This window comes from Oceanobacillus sp. M60 (assembly GCF_053839645.1).
The window spans coordinates 238,037-255,896 of the sequence record NZ_JBSSNH010000002.1; the positions used below are offsets into that span (position 1 = coordinate 238,037).

Here is a 17,860-nt window from a genome sequence, read left to right on the forward strand (position 1 = left end):
GTTTGAAAAGTTAAGGAATTAAGAGCATTCCTCTCTGTTATGACGCCTATTAAATTTATGTCCATAGAAAAAAGAATTGCTACCAGCTCTGTGATAACAATTCTCTTTTCTATCGCACACCCTTCCTGCATTCTTCTGCAACTTACATTATGCGTAAGAGTGCAGACTGGCAAGGACCAGGTTTACGACAATCAGATTGAACATAATAATGGCAAAACCAACAACCGCAAGCCAGCCTGATTTTTCCCCATGCCAGCCTCTGGATAGCCGCAAATGCAGGAATGCTGCATAAAAAAGCCAGGTAATTAATGCCCATACTTCTTTTGGATCCCAGCCCCAGAACCTTCCCCAGGCAATCTGGGCCCAAATCGCCGCGAATATCAAACCGCCTAAAGTAAAGACAGGGAAACCGATTGCCACTGAACGATACATAATTTCATCCAGCATATCCGGTTTGACCCCTTTCAGAAGAGGCTGCAGTCTTTTCCCGATTCGTTTGCGGGAAATTAAAAAGGCAATTCCATAAATAATACTTCCTCCAAAGAATGACCAAATCACCGTATTAAATTTTCTGCCTGCATCATCACCATGCATCCAGCCAGGCACTTCAAACCACGGACTCATAACATTTTCCGATAATAACGTGCTGTCCTGAGGGGCTGCAATAGGCGGAAGATGATATTCCGCAACGGTTTGCTGTCCGTTCCCTTCCACTTCAAAGGTTGCTTGATACGAAACAGCATTAAATATGCTTGTCATGACAATAAATCCAACAAATAAAAAGATACCATAAATAACTAGTTCCAGCATGGTATTACGCAGTGTTGCTCTGGTTTGGTCAATCTGCCGAATTAAATACATTAATCCGGCAACAAAGCTGATAAATAAAATGCCCTGTGCCAAAGATACTGTCGAAACATGAATTGGGAGCCAATAACTTTGTAAAGACGCTACCAATGGCGCCACATCTGACGAGAACATACTTGCATATGCAATAATAATCGTAGCCAAAGGTAAAGCAAATACCCCTAAAAACGCTGTTTTATAGTAGATGTAAATAATAATAAATGCTAAAATCATCGACATCCCTAAAAAGGTTGTAAACTCAAAAAGGTTACTCACCGGCGCATGACCAGTCATCACCCATCTTGCTATAAAGTATACGAGCTGCGAAGCGAAACCAATTATTGTAATAACTAAACCGATAGTCCCTGCTTTTGTTTTCTGATGACGCTCGTTTTTATTTTGACGAATTGCTCCTCCAAAAAAGAAGGTGGCAACCAAATATAAAAGAAAAGCAATAAGCAGGGCGGTACTGCTAACACTGTATATACCCATTCATTTACCTCCAATCCTTTCTCAACCATTTCATTTTTACTCATCTAACTCCTGCTGGTCTTTCACCATAGTGACATTCGTACCTTCTACTGCTTTTTCAATATCACGTTTGAGTCCGAACCAGTTTTTGTTTGTATGAGCTGCGAGAAGCAGTGTATTGTCCTTTTGTTTATTAATCCAAATACGCCGGTGCTGCCAGTACATTCCCTGAATAACCCCAATCATAAAGATCATAGCACCAATTAAAAAGAAAGGAAGCGTCCGATCGGAACTAACTGTAATACCGCTGACATCCCTGAATTCCACACCGTCAATTGCTACTTTGTATTGGTTCTCTCCTGTAGCATCTACATTCATGCCAATTCCAAGAAAGCTGACCTCTCCTTCTTCTGAATCAGGAGGATAGACAGTCACTACAAATGCCGGATTTCTGGGATAGTCTGTTTCTGAAGCCGGTGTTCCTTCTTCCGTCATAATATAATCTGGATAATAATTCGTTAACTCTACCTGGAAACCGCTGTCTAATTCATACACCCGGTCTGGATTAGTTAAGTCAATCGTGAAAGAGCCTAGAGATTCTTGCGTTTCATCATCTTCTTCATGAATATAAAAAGTCATATTTTCAAATTCATTTAACTGATAACCTTGTTGATATAAGGTGTATCCATCAAATTTTGCCGGATTATTCATTTGGATTGAGTAATCAAGAATTGGCTCCAGCTCCGGTTCAGCACCAACGATATCCGCATTCGTTGCTTCATAAATAACAACATCGGTCTGGAAATTCGTTGCAATTTCATCATCAACAGATCCCTCTTGAAAACCGTCTTCTCCTTCTCCATTGTGTGTTTCCACAATAAAGTCTTTATTCTCTATGTAATACTGGTTATCTGTGCCGGGAATAACTCTCTGCTCCCCTTCACGAAGCCACATATAATCTTCAGAGAACATGATAGGTGTCGTACGCAAAATAGCTGCAATTAATACAATAATTAAACCAATATGATTTACGTAAGGACCCCATCTTGAAAACCGGCCTTTCTCAGCTAATATATGGCCATCTTTTTCTGTTATTTTATATCTGGAATTCTTTAAACTCTTTACCAGCTTGTCTACATCCGCATCAGCTGCATTAGCTGATTCACTGTATAATCGCTGTCTGGATAAAAACTTCTTGTGTTTTTTAGGCTTCTGATGTTTTAATGCCCGGTATAGCGGAACAAAACGGTCTAAGCTGGCTATGACCAGCGAAATACCTATTAACGCGATTAAAGTGATAAACCACCAAGAACTGTACATATGATGGAATCCTAACTGATAATACATCAACCCTAAAATACCATACGTTTCTTCATAAAAAATGGCAGGGTCTCTTGATACAGCATCCTGCGGGATAAATTGTTCCTGCGGATAAATCGTACCCATAATCGAGGCAATTAACGCTAAAACAATCAGCCATACCCCTACTTTTACAGAAGAGAAAAAACTCCAAATCTTATCAATGATTGATTTCTGATATGTTTGTGAACGGCGGGCACTGCCATCATATCGCATATTCAACAGTTTTTTATCATCATTTCCGTCGATATGCTGATTTCCCTCTACCGGTTTTCCGCACGCTTCACATAATACGGTACCTTCAGGATTCATGTGGCCGCATTCACATTTTATTTTATTCATTGTCTGCCCCCATTCTCATGGATTATCATGATGCATCCGGTGTGATTGCGTCTAAATGCCCCTCTAATCTTTCTAATGTCAAAGCTCCTTGGACAACCTCATTTATCGTACCATCTGGATTAATGAAGAAGGTTGTCGGCATCGGCCTGATTCGATACAAGTCTCTGACATCCGAATTTGTATCATGCGGAATAGCGAAAGTCAACCCATAATCTTCAATAAAATTATCAATAACTAATTCGGTTCCATCTAGACTGACTGCTACAATTTCAACGCCTTTTTCCTTGTATTTCGGATATAATTCCTGCATATACGGCATTTCGTCTTTACACGGTCCGCACCATGTTGCCCAAAAGTTTAGCATAACCCCTTTGCCTTCGAAATCGCTGAGCTGTGTAACATCTTCATCAACTGCGTCATTTACTTGAGTCAATTGAAAATCAGGAGCAGCGTCGCCTGCACGGTATATCTCATCCTCGTCCTTTGAATTTGAAAATAGTGCAAATATGACTGCGCCAACCAACACAACTAATATAGAAGAACGAAAAATGAAGCGATTTCGTTTCTTTTTTTGTTTTTGAATATCTCTTTCTTCCCTGCTCATAGTTTTCCGTCCCCCTTTCCCAACTCATTATAACATTGACTAAAGCGTTTAAATTTGAATATTATCTTACAATTTTGTGGACATATTCCGAAGCTGATTGACTTCTTTCGGCGTGAGTGCTCTATATTCACCGGCATTTAATCCGTGCAGTGTCAAAAAGCTATATTGCTCACGCTTCAGTTTCATTACTGGAAAGTCAATCGCTTCCAGCATTCTTCGCACCTGTCTGTTTTTGCCCTCATGCAGCGTCAATTCAATAATGGAAGTTTTCTTTTCTTTGTCATTGGAAAGCATATGAACATCGACGGCTTTTAATTTCTCTCCATCAGATACAACACCCTTCCGTAATTTTAACAATTCCTTTTTATGAGGAATACCTTTGATTTTTGCTACATACACTTTATTAATCTCTTTACTTGGGTGCATCAGCTGATTAGCGAATTCCCCATCATTCGTTAACAGTAATATTCCTGATGTATCATAGTCCAGCCGGCCAACCGGAAAAATGCGTTCTTCGACTTCCGGAAGAAAATCGGTAACTACTTTTCTATTTTTATCATCTTTCACGCTGGAGATGACCCCTCTAGGCTTATACAGCAAATAATATACAAATTCCTCTTTTTCTAGCGGAACCCCATCTACCTCTACTTTATCCTGGGAGGTTACCTTTACCCCCATCTCTGTAACGATTTGATCATTTACTTTTACTTTTCCATCAAGAATCAATTGCTCAGCCTTTCTTCTGGATGTCACTCCGCTTTGAGCAATAACCTTTTGTAATCTTTCTTCATGCTTTGACATATAAATCTCCTATCTTTTTCTTTTATTTTCCCCAAAATGGATAACATACTGTAACTGATATCCGAGCTCCAATCCATGTATCGCTTTCTTATATTATACTATTTTCACTTGTTATACCTAATAATCTGCTGTTTTCACAAAAATAAGAAAGCCTATGATAAAGATATTTTTTCACATATCTTCATCATAGCCTTATTTTATCTGTTGGGAAAGTATAATTTTAGGGAAAAGGTATTTCCACTTCAGCTGATTATTTACCCAAACATCATTGTAACAAGAAATACAGCTGCAAGTATAGCAATTAAATCAGCTAATAATCCTGCCTGCAGTGCATAACGAATTTTTTTAATACCGATTGCACCGAAATAGATGGTAAGTACATATAAGGTAGTATCCGTGCTTCCCTGCATAACCGAAGCAATTGTCCCGATAAAAGAATCCGGCCCGTAGGTGGCAATGATTTCAGTTGTCATCCCTAACGCTGCAGTTCCGGAGATTGGGCGGATGAGTGCAAGGGGTAAAACTTCTGCTGGAAAACCAATAAAGGCTAGCAGAGGAGATAATATATCTACAAACGCATCTAACGCCCCGGAGCTGCGCAATATCGAAATAGCAGTAATCATTCCTACTAAAAAAGGGAGTAAAGAAACAGCTGTTTTTACGCCTTCCTTTCCTCCTTCCACAAACAAATCATATGCCGGTAATCTCTTCATGCTTGCCGCGATCATAATGAACAAAATAAAACAAGGAATCATCCAAATACTAATTACACTGATAAACCCCATCATGATTTCCTCCACGTACTCTTATAATAAAAAAACCGATCAATAATCAGTCCGGCAATGGTACCAATACAGGTAACCAATAACGTCACTCCGACAATTTCAGTAGGAGAAGCAGATTCGTATTGCATCCTGATACCGATAACCGTTGTGGGGATTAGTGTCAGTCCGGTGGTGTTTAAAATAAGGAAAGTTATCATTGAACGAGATGCTGTTTCTGAATGCTTATTTAGTTTTTTCATTTCCTCCATTGCTTTAATTCCTAAAGGGGTAGCAGCGTTGCCCAGCCCAAACATATTTGCAGTTAAATTAGATAAAATATAGCCCAACGCCGGATGATCCTTAGGTATTTCCGGGAATATTTTCGAAATAAGCGGACGAAAAATTTTGGCAAGTCCCCGTAAAATACCCGCTTCTTCCGCAATGCGCATCATGCCCAGCCAAAATACCAGGATACTAATCAATCCTATAGCCAACGTAACCGCCTGTGCGGCACTTTCAAAAATAGCTTCATTCACCGCTTCCATATTGCCTGAAAACATTGCATAAATAATTCCAATGGCAGCCATGCAGATCCAAATCCAATTAATCATTTGCATCCCACCTTATTATCGAATGAAATACATGCATTACCTCACTCAACAAATCTTCCTCATGATGCACGTGATGCGCATTACTTGTCTGAAGCGCCGGCCGGTTTTGTTCGAGATAAACATCCTTTGCCCAGTCATCATGCCTATTTTTATAAAGCGGTACCTGGACAGTATCTTTTGTTGTCTCCCTATTTGTTATCGTTTCCCCGTTCATATCGATTTCTTTCATTTCAAACTGGTCAAATCCCCATTCAAACATCGAAATATGATCCTGCCAGTCGTTTGGAGCATCCAGTGTTACTGCAATTAACTCCATTCCATCCTTCTCCGCAGTGGTAATAAGCGTCCGGCCTGTCTGCTTGGTGTACCCTGTTTTCCCTCCAGTACAATATTCATAAAAATAGGTCAGCAGCTTGTTTTTATTTTGCCAGTGGTACGTCCTGTTCTCCGATAAATAACTGGTTTCCCCGCTTATCTCTTGAAAAATTGGATTTTCCATTGCATATTGCATGAGAATCGCCATATCATGAGCGCTTGAATAATGTGTATCAGAATCTAACCCATGTGGATTATCAAAGTGTGTATTCTCCATCCCCAGCCATTTAGCCTTTTCATTCATTAAATAGACGAATCCTTCTTCACTTCCGCCAACATGCTCCGCAATTGCTACAGCAGCGTCATTACCTGAACGGAGCATCAGTCCATACACTAAATCTGTCAGCTTCATCTTTTCGCCCTGCTCTAGATAAATTGATGAGCCTTCTGTATAAATGGCATTTCTGGAAACCGTCGCCTGTTCATTCATTTTTCCAGACTCCACAGCAATAATTGCAGTCATTATTTTAGTAATGCTTGCTATTGAAGCTGGTTCCTCTGCATTTTTTTCAAATAAAACTCTGCCTGAGGACTGTTCAATTAAAATAGCATGCTGTGCGGATACATTTACCGCAGCATGTCCATGAATTGGGAATGATAAAAAACTAATGATAATGACAATTATCCATATAAACAAACGCATCAGCTTGGCTCCTCCTCATTAAACACTGCATTATTTCTAACTCCTTGTCTGCCAGCCAGTCATAACATGCTTCTTGTTTATTTATATGTGAGGAACAAGCTATTATGTATATTGGGGACGAAAAAACCTTACAGATAAGCGGGAATCACTTATCTGTAAGGTCTTGTTATTTACTCGTTCGGAAACTGGTCGAAAAATAAATCAACATCGGATGCATCCGCTTCAGAGTCTAAGGAGGTTTCTAATTCCGGTAACTCTTTAAGCGTAGACAAACCAAAAAAGGTGAGAAATTCCTTTGTTGTTCTAAAAAGAGTCGGGCGGCCGACTGTTTCTTTTCTTCCACATTCCTCTACTAACATCCGGGATACTAAGGTTTGCAAAGGTCTTTCACTGCGGACACCCCGTATCTCATCGATTTCTGTCCGTGTGATCGGCTGCTGATAAGCAATGATTGCCAATGTTTCTAACGCAGCCTGAGACATCCTGCTTGGCTTGGGCTGAATAACCCATTTCTTAAAATATTCACTGTGAACCGGTTTGGTTGTTAAGCTGAGCATCCCATTAGCATTGAGAATCATCAGCCCCCGATTCTGTTCTTTATAATCTGTTTGAAGCTCATCTACAATTTGACGAACCTCATCTAAGGAAACATCAAGGACATTGCTCAGCTCGCTCACGGTTATTCCTTCATCACCGCCGGCAAATAACAGGCCTTCCGCAACCCCTTTTAAATAATCTAATTCCACGATGACTCCTCCATGCTATAAACATATAATTCTTCAAAATGATTTTCTTGCATTGCATATACTTCTCTTTTTTTCATTAATTCCAAAACAGCTACAAAAGTGGATACGATATATGATTTCGTAGGAACAGGAAATAAAGCATAGAATGTAATGCCATTTTTACTGCTTTTAACCTGCTGCAGTACTTCATCCATCCGTTTTTCTATCGGTATTTCCGTTCGTTCGATAACGGTATCTTGCGGCTCTTTCCATTGATTTCGCTGCATCATTTTTTTCAAAGCGCCAATCATATCAAAAACAGAAGCATTCCCTGCATTCACATTTTCAGGCAGAACATCTTTAAAATCAAAAACAACTGGCGAGCGCGTATAGACCTGCTGCTCTTTCGCCTCTTTTTCTTTTAATGCTTCCGCAGCTTCTTTATATTTTCGATATTCAATTAAACGCTGCATCAGTTCTTCACGGGGATCCTCCATATATGCTTCATCCATCTCTTCCTCTTCGAATTCCTGCTTGGGAAGAAGCATCTGGCTTTTGATCGCCAGCAAGGTAGAAGCCATTACCAGATATTCGCTGGCAATATTTAATTCCAAATGCTGCATCGTATGAATATAATCCATATACTGTTGTGTAATCTGAGCAACCGGAATGTCATAAATATCGATTTCATAGTGATTTATTAAATGAAGCAATAAATCTAATGGTCCTTCAAATTTTTCTAATTTAACTTCATATCCTTGAATCATCGCTGTAATTCCTCTCAAGCTGACCAAAACAATGCATCATTTACTTTAAAAAGTAATAATTTAATTGCAAAAGCCCATACACTATTTGCTCAGCTTACATAAGTTATAACGTAATATAAATGTTAGCACAAAACATTTATGGATTGAACTAAAAAGGAGGAAATAAAATGAGTGGTTATTCTGGTGGTTACGCAGGTGGATTTGCTTTAATCGTTGTACTATTTATTTTATTAGTAATTGTAGGAGCAGCTTGGTACTAAAATACTTGAAATAAATAGACTTTGCAACGAATGAAAAGCCAACCCGTATCAGGGTTGGCTTTTATCATCATCCTTTGCTTTCTCGTAAAAGGCTTTTACACTTTCAGAGGGCACAATCTCGTATTTATTTGAATAAATACGATGAATCTCAGCAATCATTCGTGAACCGATTCCATGATCCCGATGAGATGGATTCACGGTAAGGTGGTTAATAACCAATTGATTGTCATCCACGATTTGTACGCCGATTGCTCCGAGGACATCATCGCCTTCTTTCCACAAATGTAAATGCAAATCTTCATTTTCTTCATATTCACGAATCGTTTCTTGCAATTTTTTTACATCTTTTTCCTCAGGCATAAATGATAATAAGCCCATAGCAATTTTTTCTAAGTTTCTTTTAAAGCGAATTAACATAATTACCCCTCATTAAATTTCTTGTATGGTAATCCTTTTAAATTTTAATCAGTATTTACTCTGAAAGTATAACGCATTTCCAATATAATGAAAAGCACCATTTTAAAATTTAAGTAAAAACAACGATAACGATGAAGCGAGAAATATAATGTTATCCTTCGACACGAATCTCTTTCATTACATCTCCGTTAGACATTGCTTTTGCTAGCTCAACACCGGAGGTCACTTTTCCAAAAACTGTGTGAACGCCATTTAAATGCGGCTGCGGCTCATGAACAATGAAAAATTGAGAGCTTCCTGTATCTTTTCCGGCATGCGCCATAGATAAAGAGCCTTCCTCGTGTTTATGCGGATTCCCTTCTGTTTCACATTTGATTGTATATCCCGCAGAACCTGTACCATTACCGACTGGACAGCCGCCCTGGCTGACAAAACCGGGGATTACGCGATGAAAAGTCAATCCATCATAAAATTTTTCATTCGCTAATTTTTCAAAGTTAGCTACAGTTCCCGGCGCTTCATTTGGATACAATTCAAATTCAATTTTATTTCCATTTTCCATTTCGATATAACCTTTTTTCATTTCAGCAAATCTCCTTCTAAAAACAATTATACTTTATTTTACCACTTATTCCGTTCAAGTAAAGCTCTTTATCCCATCATAAGACAGATCATTTTTAACAATATCTTGATATGTTTCTCTCTTGACGACAAGGTGATCCTGCCCTTCTTCAATAAACACAACAGCAGGTTTGGTCAAACGATTGTAATGGCTTGCCATCGAGTAATTATACGCTCCTGTCGAGAATACAGCCAGGATATCCTTATCTTCAATACGCGGCACTGGAAGGTCCCAAATCAGCATATCGCCAGATTCACAGCACTTCCCTGCAATAGAAACTTCTTTTTCCGGACTGGCTTCCGGACGATTTGCAATCACCGCATCATATTTTGATTGGTATAGTGCAGGGCGAATATTATCTGTCATCCCGCCATCAATGGAATAATATTCTCTCACACCAGGAATTTTTTTGTTAGATCCGATTGTATATAACGTAATTCCTGCATCGCCTACAATGGAGCGGCCGGGCTCAATCCAAATCTCTGGAAATTTCATCTTATATTTATCGCAATTTTCTTCCACGCTGTCAATCATATCTTTCACATATTCCGCCAGCGGAAGCGGCTGGTCATCTTCGGTATAACGAATGCCGAATCCTCCACCTAAATTTAACACATCCGCTTCAAATTTGTATTTCTGCTTCCAATCTTCCAGCTTAGCAAAAAGGATAGCCGTTGCTGCTCGAAAACCATTTGTTTCAAATATTTGTGAACCAATATGACAGTGAAGGCCTTTCAGATGGATTCTCGGATGTCCCAACACCTTCTTAAGAGCAGCTTCTGCCTGTCCATTTTGCAGGTCGAACCCAAATTTAGAGTCTTCATTCCCTGTCATAATGTATTTATGCGTCTTTGATTCCACACCAGGGGTTACCCGGAATAACACATCCATCGTTTTCTCCTGTTTGATAAGCTCTTGGTCCAACAGTGCAATATCATGAAAATTATCAATCACGATACAGCCGATGTCATGCTCCACAGCCATCGCGATTTCCTTTTCATTCTTATTATTTCCATGCATATGAATTCTTTCAGCAGGAAACTCTGCTTGAAGTGCTGTATATAATTCACCTTCAGAAATCACGTCTAGACATAGTCCTTCCTGTTTGGCAACCTGTAGCATCGCAATAGTTGAAAAGGCCTTGCTCGCATAAGCAACCCTTCCGGTAATTCCAGCATCACGAAATGCTTGTACAAAAGCTCTGGCATGCTTTCGGATCATTTCTACATCGTAGACATATAAAGGTGTTCCATATTTTTCTGCTAATTCGATGGTGTCCACACCACCAATTTCTAAATGTCCCTTTGTATTGACGGTAAAGGGGTGTGCATCAAGTATCATTCTTTTTCCCCCATTGTTTAAATAATTAAATACTTTATCACAAGACAGTAAATAATGAAAGCAAAAAACAATACTTCAGCCAGAAGGAGATGAAACAATCAATAAGCTGTCATAAACAAAGGTTGAGGGATTGCTGTATTTCCTTTTCGCAGTCCCTCCATTTTACAGGCGGCAAGTAACTGGAAACCGATCATGCCCCTGTCTTTTTGAATAATCGTTTCAAGGACGGCGATAGTTATTACGAGGATGTACAATACTCGGGCGATGTTTGTTATTCGGAACCGGCATCCGAAATATAATTTGTTTCATTGCATTTAAGTTAAAAGGAAGCAGAGGCCACATATACGGCGTTCTCATCGATCTGATCTGAACAATAAAAAATATATAAAGGGTGATTCCAATCATATAGCCGGGAAAACCGAATAATCCTACCGCAAGGACCAGAATAATTGTAACTACCTTATTCGCAACACTTAACTCGTAACTTGGTGTCACATAATTTCCAATAGCAGCCGTTGAAATGTATAAAATAACCTCTGGCGAAAACAATCCGACCTCAATCGCTATTTCCCCAATTAAAACAGCTGCAATTAATCCCATCGCTGTGGATAAAGGAGTCGGGGTGTGTATCGCTGCCATTCTTAAGAATTCAATCCCTATCGTTGCAATAATAATCTGAACGGTTATTGGAATGTTCCCTTCATCATTGGGCCCGATAAAACTTAATTTATCCGGCAGCAAAGACGGTTCAACCGCAAACAGAAGCCAGGTCGGCAAAAGAAATAATGCAGCCAGCACAGCAAGAAAGCGAATAAAACGAATACATGTACCGATTGTCGGCACTTGCCGATATTCTTCCGCATGCTGCAAGTGATGAAAAAAAGTTGTTGGAATAATAATGGCACTGGGAGAAGTATCGACAAATATAATGACGTGACCTTCTAATAAATGACTTGTCGCTACATCTGGTCTCTCTGTATATCGAACCAGCGGATATATATTCCATTTTTTAACCAGTAAAAATTCTTCTAATGATTTATCAGACATCGACATACCATCGACCTGAATTTTTCCAATCAGATTTTTTAAGTGCTTTACTAAATTCGGATTAGCTATATCTTCAATGTAGGTGATACAAACATCTGTTTTCGAACGTTCGCCAACCTTCATCATTTCATTCCGCAAACTTTCATCCCGCAAGCGTCTTCTGGTGAGCGCTGTGTTTTCTACAATATTTTCTGTATACCCATCTCTTGATCCACGAATGACTTTCTCTGTATCCGGTTCTTCTGGAGTTCTTCCGGGATAATTACGCACATCAATAATTTGTGCATATTCTTTTCCATCAATAAATACAGCTATCAGACCGCTGAGTACTTCATCAACTGCTTCATCCATTGTTTGAACATGTTCTACCTGCTGATGGACCAGCCGGTTTTCAATGATTTTTCCAATCTTGTCACTTTCTGATTCATTATCATTGATTTCAACCATTACTCTTAAAATCTGTTGTACAACGGAGGTATCCGTAAGACCATTTACATAGTACATCTGGATACGCTGATTCAGGACGACTGTCTCCCTGTAGCCCAAATCATACGATTTTTCTAAGCCTACCCTCTTTTTCATATACGCATAGATATCATCAATATGAGGAGAGATTGGGCTCTTTTTTTCTTTATCTGTCTGCATGTAATCACCTTCTGTTTGTCAGCTTATATTGGAAAAGCAAAACTGTTTTGCGTCTCAGCTTCTTGTTTGGAAGCTTAAATTATCAAGAATTAATAATTTTGGATAAAAAACCTGCTGTATTTTACCGGACAAAATAAACCCACTGAAACAGCGAACCAAATACTTTACCCAGCATCAGGGCCATCATAAATAAAATCACATAGCCGTCCATACCTATCCTCCGTGAGAGAATCGGGAAAACATTTAATACTTCTGTTAATGCTGCAGCAAGCATTCCGTTAAAAATGCCATGAAATAATCCCCATAGCATCAATGCAAACACAGATTGTGATGTGGAAATAGGAGCAAAAGAGAAATAAGTCCCGATTAATAACCCAATAATAACTGCCGCTCCATAAACTTTGATGTATTTCTCTGTCTTGCTTAATTGAATCAGTCTCGGAATAATCCCCAATACCGTAATAAAAGCAACAAAACCCGCACCCACTGCAACCCCGCTGCTGAAGCCAATAAAAATTTGCAGGATATTAAGAAGAATTTCTTGGATCATTCAGTTCATTTTCCATTGTATTGATATACTGCTGTAAATCCTGCTGATAATTAAAAATTTCTACTTCCAGCGGACTTGGCTCTTCATTAAATCTTTTTTTAAACCAGTGATTAAAAAAAAGAATGGTTCCTACGCCGAGACCTAATGAATAAGGAATCTGAATCCATAAAGGATACTCATTTTCGGTGCCAGTCAGGAGCAAATGCAGTTTTTGCTGGACGGGCTGCATGCTTACATCATAATGAAAGTTCATAATAGTCATTGCCGATCCGACAAACAGCAGCAGCCAGACAAATGTAAGAACCAAAGGATGGGTTGCTTTTTTACGCGGTTCAATTTGTATCAGCGTTTGTTCCGGTCCGAGCAGCTGAAATTCAATATCGGAATATTCCTTTGTAAGGTGATCAATTACCAAAAAGCTGTCAATTACCAAGATATTTTTATCTTTTTTGGATAGGCGGTAAATCGACGTATCTTCCAATAATTCCTTTTTGTTTGACTGTGTGGATATATAAGCAATATCTTTTAGTTTGAGCTCCTGCCATGTTTCTAGGACTATTTTTTTCCGCATTCTTATATATACAAGCTCTGCCATGGTTAACTCACCCTTATCTTCATTTCCTTAACCAATAGTATTTGTTAAAAGAGAACAAAATATAAGCCTTAAATGTAAAACAAGGCTTTACTCAGCGGGAGTCTTACAAAAGTTCTTCGATGTGAGGAATAATCGCAGTCCTAGTCCCAGCTAGTTACACTGCGATAAATACAATTGAACGAAAAAAAGCTTATCTGTGTGAGTCACACAAATAAGCTTTCCTCTTAGCCTGCATCTTAGCCTGCATCCATATTTTTTTTCATATCCTCTAAAATCTTTTTCTCCAGTCTGGATACCTGTACCTGAGAAATTCCGAGCCTTTCAGCCACTTCGGTCTGTGTCTGGTCTTTATAATATCGTAGGTAAATAATTAACCTTTCCCGTTCAGTAAGCGATCGTACGGCTTCCTGAATGGATAATTTCTCAAACCATCTGGAGTCCTGCTCCGCGATTTGGTCTAATAAAGTAATGGAATCTCCATCACTTTCATAGACCGTTTCATGAATGGATTGGGGTGATTTTGCCGCCTCTTGTGCATGTACAATTTCTTCTGGTTCCAGCTCTAAAGCTTCTGCCAGCTCATTTACAGATGGAGAACGACCTAAATCTTTCGACATTTCTTCCCGTTTGCGGCGGATTTTATTCCCCATCTCCTTCAGAGATCGGCTGACCTTCACACTGCCATCATCACGAATAAAACGTTGTATCTCTCCAATAATCATGGGAACGGCATAGGTAGAAAATTTAACATTATAGGATAAATCAAATTTATCCACTGCTTTGATCAGCCCAATGCTCCCAATTTGAAATAAGTCATCTGGATCATATCCCCGATTAACAAATCGCTGCACAACAGACCAGACAAGCCGGACATTTCGGCGGATCAGCTCTTCTCTTGCTTCGTTATCACCGGATTGGCTTAACCGGATCATTTTCTTTACTTGCTCATTGGAAAGCTGCTCTCTTTCCTCCGTTTTATGAATATTCACGACAGAGACCTTAATTATATACCGTTTTTGATTTGGATAATTGCTTTTTCATATAAACGGAAGTCCCTTTTTCAGGAGCAGAAATGACTTCCACGGTATCCATGAAATTTTCAATAATCGTAAAACCCATGCCGGATCGTTCCATTTCTGGCTTTGATGTATATAAAGGTTCCCTTGCTTCATCAATGTTTAAAATACCTTGTCCCTCATCACGGATGGTCAGCTCTATTTCTCCATCGTATAGAACGCAGTCAATATATACCTTATGATGCGGTTCGCTTCCATAGCCATGAATGATGGCATTTGTCACTGCTTCCGAAACAACGGTTTTAATTTCTGTTAATTCCTCCATTGTCGGGTCCAGCTGTGTGATAAAAGATGCGACAGCAACTCTGGCAAAAGCCTCATTTTCACTGATACTTGAAAAAGAAAAAGACATTTCATTTCTCATGATGTCACCCCCAAGCCTTGAAGTGCGCGTTCTTCATTTTCTTCTAAACGTATAATTTTGTAAAAGCCTGACATATCAAATAGACGATGCAGTGAAGGAGACACAGAACAAAGAACCATCTCTCCTCCCAATTGAACAATTTCTTTATAACGTCCTAAAACAACCCCCAGCCCAGAACTGTCCATGAAACTAACTCCGTTTAGATTCAAGATGATATGTTTAATGGAATGCATATAAATCCAATCCTTCCACGTATCTCTCAATCCTTCTGCCTCATGATGATCCAGCTCACCTTCCATACGTACAATCAGCACATCGCCTCTTACTTCAAATGTTGTTTGTAATCCCATGTGCAAATGCTCCTCCTCTTTGTTGTGAAATAGTTGTGTTTTTGCTTAAAATACATGTTCAGAAAGTCCGGGAAAGAGAACAGGAAATTTCTTTCTCAAGCTCTTTTTACAGACTTTCGGAACGTCCTTAGTTAGTGTATTCTCTAAACAAATGACTATTTCCTGCTACTCGACAAAAGAAGTGGAAATCCGTGTTAATCGGCTGCTTTCACCATTTTTTGCATGGTACGTTTTGCTAATTCTAAAACAGATGCTTCGCTGATATCCTCGTTCACAATAAGCGGGGTAGCGTATACAGGCTCATCATTTTCTTTGACGGTGAGCTCTCCAACCACGGTGCCTTTTTTAACTGGGAATTCCCAATTATCCTGAATGGAAACTTCTGTTGTGACAGCTGCTTCTTCCTGCCCTTTTTTCTGCAGGGTATGCACACTCTGTTCAGTAACAATATCAAAATGATGCGGGTCTGCTTTTATTTTGTTGAGCTCCATCACAGTTTCTTCTTTGGCAAAAAGCTGTTCTGTTTTGTAGCTTTGGAATCCATAATCCATTAATCCGGATATCATTTTGTTACGTTCTTTAGGCGTTTCTGCTCCCATAACTACAGCGATAACCCGCATATCATCGCGTTTGGCTGTAGCTGTAAGACAATACTTTGCTTCATTTGTATAACCCGTCTTCATGCCATCTGCCCCCGGGTATGAACGAATCAGCTTATTTGTATTTACCAGCCAAAACTCATTTTCCTCCCCCTGTCGTAAATAATCTTCGTAAATGGATGTATAATTTGTGATATCTTCAAAGTGTAATAATTCTCTCGTCATTACTGCCATATCATAGGCGCTGCTATAATGATCGGCTGCCGGCAGCCCGGTTGTATTCGCAAAATGAGTATTCTCTAACGCAAGTTCTTCCGCTTTTTTATTCATCGCCCGGACAAATTCCTCTTCTGTTCCAGCAATCTTCTCTGCCATGGCAACACTGGCATCATTTCCGGAAGCAATCGCGATTCCTTTTATCAGATCATCAACTGACATTTCTTCCCCTGCCTCCAAAAATACCTGTGACCCTCCCATTGAAGCAGCATATTCACTGACGACAACAATGTCTTCTTTGGAGATTTCCTCTTTTTCTAAAGCTTCCATAATAAGAAGCAAGGTCATTATTTTAGTCATACTGGCTGGCGGTAATTGTTCATGCGCATCTTTATCAAACAATACGGTGCCTGTGTTTTGTTCGATTAAAACACTGGATAACGCATCCTCAGCTAACTTTGTTTCTTCTTTGTTCTCTTCATTCGCTAAAACAGTTGAATAGTTAAAAAATATCGTTCCAATAAGTAATCCAATCATGCATAAGATTCGTCTCTTCATACTGCTTCCCTCCAAATTACAATAATACTGTTAGGATTTCCATATTGACGCTATTTCATACTATATTTTTGATTAACAAATGAAGGAGAGAGCATCTTTTTTGTTGTTCAGCAAACTCTCATCTATACTAGGATGAGAATTGGGATAAAGAAGGGAGTTTTGGAAATGAGTCAAGATATCAGGGGAAAAATTGCTTATATAACTGGCGGAAGCAGCGGAATTGGCAAAGCGACTGCGCGCCAATTAGCAAAAGAAGGCGTTCATCTAGGTTTAATTGCCAGAAACCAGGAAAAGCTGGAGAATGTCCAAAAGGGATTAGAAAATGAAGGTATTTCTGTTGTCACCTGCAGTGCGGATATTTCGAAGCATGACCAAGTCAAATCTGCGGTTCAGACGCTAGAACAGCAATTAGGCAAAGCAGATATTTTGATTAATAATGCAGCAATAAGCGATTACGGTAATTTTCAGGATATGGATGAGGAAGTATGGAAGCATATTTTTGAAGTGAATGTTTTTGGAACATATCATATGCTGAAGGAAGTGCTGCCGCATCTTGTCAGCAAGCAAAAAGGAGACATTATCAACATTTCTTCCAGCAATGGATTAAAAGCAACCGCAGGCTCAACTGCCTACAGCGCATCTAAATTTGCTATTCAGGGCATGTCAGAAGCATTGATGCAGGAGGTACGCAGAGAAAACATCCGTGTATTTACCATGAACCCCAGCTTAGTCGCAACTGAGCTAGCTTTTGGCGATGAATTAGAAGAAAAGAACGAAGATAAGTTTATGCAGCCGGAAGATATCGCCGAATATATCGCAGCTCAATTAAAATTAAATCAGCGTATTTTTATTAAGCAATCTGCACAATGGGCGACCAATCCATTTTAAAAAAAGAGCTTTAGACACTATACA

21 protein-coding genes are annotated in these 17,860 nt (G+C 39.3%); 2 read left to right on the plus strand and 19 right to left on the minus strand.

The window, feature by feature from the left end; genetic code table 11:
- Positions 1-147: 147 nt before the first annotated feature.
- The 9 genes from ccsB to ACW0TQ_RS05435 all read right to left on the minus strand — a co-directional run bounded on the left by ccsB (position 148) and on the right by ACW0TQ_RS05435 (position 8,308).
- Complete coding sequence (gene ccsB / locus ACW0TQ_RS05395; RefSeq protein WP_042534211.1) at positions 148-1,338, minus strand: c-type cytochrome biogenesis protein CcsB; 1,191 nt, start codon at positions 1,336-1,338, stop codon at positions 148-150.
- A 36-nt stretch (positions 1,339-1,374) separates the two neighbouring features.
- Complete coding sequence (resB, locus tag ACW0TQ_RS05400; protein ID WP_042534213.1) at positions 1,375-3,018, minus strand: cytochrome c biogenesis protein ResB; 1,644 nt, start codon at positions 3,016-3,018, stop codon at positions 1,375-1,377.
- A 25-nt stretch (positions 3,019-3,043) separates the two neighbouring features.
- The gene (resA, locus tag ACW0TQ_RS05405; RefSeq protein WP_042534215.1) at positions 3,044-3,622 is read right to left on the minus strand and encodes a thiol-disulfide oxidoreductase ResA; all 579 of its coding nucleotides are present in this window, start codon (positions 3,620-3,622) and stop codon (positions 3,044-3,046) included.
- A gap of 66 nt (positions 3,623-3,688) precedes the next feature.
- Entirely contained in the window at positions 3,689-4,423 is a 735-nt protein-coding gene (locus ACW0TQ_RS05410; protein ID WP_042534217.1) for a pseudouridine synthase, read from the minus strand.
- A 254-nt stretch (positions 4,424-4,677) separates the two neighbouring features.
- Positions 4,678-5,208 (minus strand): spore maturation protein, encoded by a 531-nt coding sequence (locus tag ACW0TQ_RS05415; RefSeq protein ID WP_042534219.1) that lies wholly within the window; start codon positions 5,206-5,208, stop codon positions 4,678-4,680.
- A complete protein-coding gene (locus tag ACW0TQ_RS05420; protein WP_042534221.1) occupies positions 5,208-5,798 on the minus strand; it encodes a nucleoside recognition domain-containing protein in 591 nt (196 codons plus the stop codon). Before ACW0TQ_RS05420 ends, ACW0TQ_RS05415 begins: the two co-directional genes overlap by 1 nt.
- Positions 5,791-6,816 carry a D-alanyl-D-alanine carboxypeptidase family protein gene (locus tag ACW0TQ_RS05425; RefSeq protein ID WP_212928176.1) on the minus strand — a complete coding sequence of 342 codons (1,026 nt, stop codon included), beginning with the start codon at positions 6,814-6,816 and terminating at the stop codon, positions 5,791-5,793. The genes ACW0TQ_RS05420 and ACW0TQ_RS05425 overlap by 8 nt, the downstream gene beginning before the upstream one ends.
- Before the next feature lie 170 nt (positions 6,817-6,986).
- Positions 6,987-7,562, minus strand: a complete 576-nt coding sequence (gene scpB, locus ACW0TQ_RS05430; RefSeq protein ID WP_455725405.1) for an SMC-Scp complex subunit ScpB — start codon at positions 7,560-7,562, stop codon at positions 6,987-6,989.
- Positions 7,553-8,308, minus strand: coding sequence for a segregation/condensation protein A (locus ACW0TQ_RS05435; RefSeq protein ID WP_226894687.1), 756 nt, complete (start codon positions 8,306-8,308; stop codon positions 7,553-7,555). Before ACW0TQ_RS05435 ends, scpB begins: the two co-directional genes overlap by 10 nt.
- Positions 8,309-8,475: 167 nt before the next feature.
- Between ACW0TQ_RS05435 and ACW0TQ_RS05440 the strand changes: the two genes are divergently transcribed.
- Complete coding sequence (locus ACW0TQ_RS05440; protein ID WP_040981479.1) at positions 8,476-8,568, plus strand: YjcZ family sporulation protein; 93 nt, start codon at positions 8,476-8,478, stop codon at positions 8,566-8,568.
- Between the two features lie 48 nt (positions 8,569-8,616).
- On the opposite strand, the gene ACW0TQ_RS05445 is transcribed toward ACW0TQ_RS05440, so the two are convergent.
- The 10 genes from ACW0TQ_RS05445 to ACW0TQ_RS05490 all read right to left on the minus strand — a co-directional run bounded on the left by ACW0TQ_RS05445 (position 8,617) and on the right by ACW0TQ_RS05490 (position 16,948).
- Entirely contained in the window at positions 8,617-8,985 is a 369-nt protein-coding gene (locus ACW0TQ_RS05445) for a GNAT family N-acetyltransferase (protein WP_042534228.1), read from the minus strand.
- A gap of 151 nt (positions 8,986-9,136) precedes the next feature.
- The gene (locus tag ACW0TQ_RS05450; protein WP_042534229.1) at positions 9,137-9,568 is read right to left on the minus strand and encodes a peptidylprolyl isomerase; all 432 of its coding nucleotides are present in this window, start codon (positions 9,566-9,568) and stop codon (positions 9,137-9,139) included.
- A gap of 54 nt (positions 9,569-9,622) precedes the next feature.
- A complete protein-coding gene (lysA, locus tag ACW0TQ_RS05455) occupies positions 9,623-10,948 on the minus strand; it encodes a diaminopimelate decarboxylase (protein ID WP_042534232.1) in 1,326 nt (441 codons plus the stop codon).
- A gap of 219 nt (positions 10,949-11,167) precedes the next feature.
- Positions 11,168-12,640, minus strand: coding sequence for a spore germination protein (locus ACW0TQ_RS05460; RefSeq protein WP_042534234.1), 1,473 nt, complete (start codon positions 12,638-12,640; stop codon positions 11,168-11,170).
- Positions 12,641-12,761: 121 nt separating this feature from the next.
- Positions 12,762-13,190: a stage V sporulation protein AB gene (locus ACW0TQ_RS05465; RefSeq protein WP_042534236.1), complete on the minus strand. Its 429-nt coding sequence runs from the start codon at positions 13,188-13,190 to the stop codon at positions 12,762-12,764.
- Positions 13,168-13,785 carry a stage V sporulation protein AA gene (locus tag ACW0TQ_RS05470; RefSeq protein ID WP_193062194.1) on the minus strand — a complete coding sequence of 206 codons (618 nt, stop codon included), beginning with the start codon at positions 13,783-13,785 and terminating at the stop codon, positions 13,168-13,170. Before ACW0TQ_RS05470 ends, ACW0TQ_RS05465 begins: the two co-directional genes overlap by 23 nt.
- 236 nt (positions 13,786-14,021) lie before the next feature.
- Positions 14,022-14,774, minus strand: a complete 753-nt coding sequence (gene sigF / locus ACW0TQ_RS05475; protein WP_042534240.1) for an RNA polymerase sporulation sigma factor SigF — start codon at positions 14,772-14,774, stop codon at positions 14,022-14,024.
- Between the two features lie 10 nt (positions 14,775-14,784).
- Positions 14,785-15,225: an anti-sigma F factor gene (gene spoIIAB, locus ACW0TQ_RS05480; protein ID WP_042534241.1), complete on the minus strand. Its 441-nt coding sequence runs from the start codon at positions 15,223-15,225 to the stop codon at positions 14,785-14,787.
- Positions 15,222-15,575, minus strand: coding sequence for an anti-sigma F factor antagonist (spoIIAA, locus tag ACW0TQ_RS05485; protein WP_042534242.1), 354 nt, complete (start codon positions 15,573-15,575; stop codon positions 15,222-15,224). The genes spoIIAB and spoIIAA overlap by 4 nt, the downstream gene beginning before the upstream one ends.
- A gap of 194 nt (positions 15,576-15,769) precedes the next feature.
- Positions 15,770-16,948, minus strand: coding sequence for a D-alanyl-D-alanine carboxypeptidase family protein (locus tag ACW0TQ_RS05490; RefSeq protein ID WP_042534244.1), 1,179 nt, complete (start codon positions 16,946-16,948; stop codon positions 15,770-15,772).
- 165 nt (positions 16,949-17,113) lie between these two features.
- Between ACW0TQ_RS05490 and ACW0TQ_RS05495 the strand changes: the two genes are divergently transcribed.
- Complete coding sequence (locus tag ACW0TQ_RS05495; protein WP_256704727.1) at positions 17,114-17,836, plus strand: 3-ketoacyl-ACP reductase; 723 nt, start codon at positions 17,114-17,116, stop codon at positions 17,834-17,836.
- The last annotated feature ends 24 nt before the right edge of the window (positions 17,837-17,860 follow it).

Bases quoted from the DNA above. Each gene is read 5' to 3' on its own strand.
- ccsB (WP_042534211.1), bottom strand. From the start codon at position 1,338: ATGGGTATATACAGTGTTAGCAGTACCGCCCTGCTTATTGCTTTTCTT.
- resB (WP_042534213.1), bottom strand. From the start codon at position 3,018: ATGAATAAAATAAAATGTGAATGCGGCCACATGAATCCTGAAGGTACC.
- resA (WP_042534215.1), bottom strand. From the start codon at position 3,622: ATGAGCAGGGAAGAAAGAGATATTCAAAAACAAAAAAAGAAACGAAAT.
- ACW0TQ_RS05410 (WP_042534217.1), bottom strand. From the start codon at position 4,423: ATGTCAAAGCATGAAGAAAGATTACAAAAGGTTATTGCTCAAAGCGGA.
- ACW0TQ_RS05415 (WP_042534219.1), bottom strand. From the start codon at position 5,208: ATGGGGTTTATCAGTGTAATTAGTATTTGGATGATTCCTTGTTTTATT.
- ACW0TQ_RS05420 (WP_042534221.1), bottom strand. From the start codon at position 5,798: ATGATTAATTGGATTTGGATCTGCATGGCTGCCATTGGAATTATTTAT.
- ACW0TQ_RS05425 (WP_212928176.1), bottom strand. From the start codon at position 6,816: ATGCGTTTGTTTATATGGATAATTGTCATTATCATTAGTTTTTTATCA.
- ACW0TQ_RS05435 (WP_226894687.1), bottom strand. From the start codon at position 8,308: ATGATTCAAGGATATGAAGTTAAATTAGAAAAATTTGAAGGACCATTA.
- ACW0TQ_RS05440 (WP_040981479.1), top strand. From the start codon at position 8,476: ATGAGTGGTTATTCTGGTGGTTACGCAGGTGGATTTGCTTTAATCGTT.
- ACW0TQ_RS05445 (WP_042534228.1), bottom strand. From the start codon at position 8,985: ATGTTAATTCGCTTTAAAAGAAACTTAGAAAAAATTGCTATGGGCTTA.
- ACW0TQ_RS05450 (WP_042534229.1), bottom strand. From the start codon at position 9,568: ATGAAAAAAGGTTATATCGAAATGGAAAATGGAAATAAAATTGAATTT.
- lysA (WP_042534232.1), bottom strand. From the start codon at position 10,948: ATGATACTTGATGCACACCCCTTTACCGTCAATACAAAGGGACATTTA.
- ACW0TQ_RS05460 (WP_042534234.1), bottom strand. From the start codon at position 12,640: ATGCAGACAGATAAAGAAAAAAAGAGCCCAATCTCTCCTCATATTGAT.
- ACW0TQ_RS05465 (WP_042534236.1), bottom strand. From the start codon at position 13,190: ATGATCCAAGAAATTCTTCTTAATATCCTGCAAATTTTTATTGGCTTC.
- ACW0TQ_RS05470 (WP_193062194.1), bottom strand. From the start codon at position 13,785: ATGGCAGAGCTTGTATATATAAGAATGCGGAAAAAAATAGTCCTAGAA.
- spoIIAB (WP_042534241.1), bottom strand. From the start codon at position 15,225: ATGAGAAATGAAATGTCTTTTTCTTTTTCAAGTATCAGTGAAAATGAG.
- spoIIAA (WP_042534242.1), bottom strand. From the start codon at position 15,575: ATGGGATTACAAACAACATTTGAAGTAAGAGGCGATGTGCTGATTGTA.
- ACW0TQ_RS05490 (WP_042534244.1), bottom strand. From the start codon at position 16,948: ATGAAGAGACGAATCTTATGCATGATTGGATTACTTATTGGAACGATA.
- ACW0TQ_RS05495 (WP_256704727.1), top strand. From the start codon at position 17,114: ATGAGTCAAGATATCAGGGGAAAAATTGCTTATATAACTGGCGGAAGC.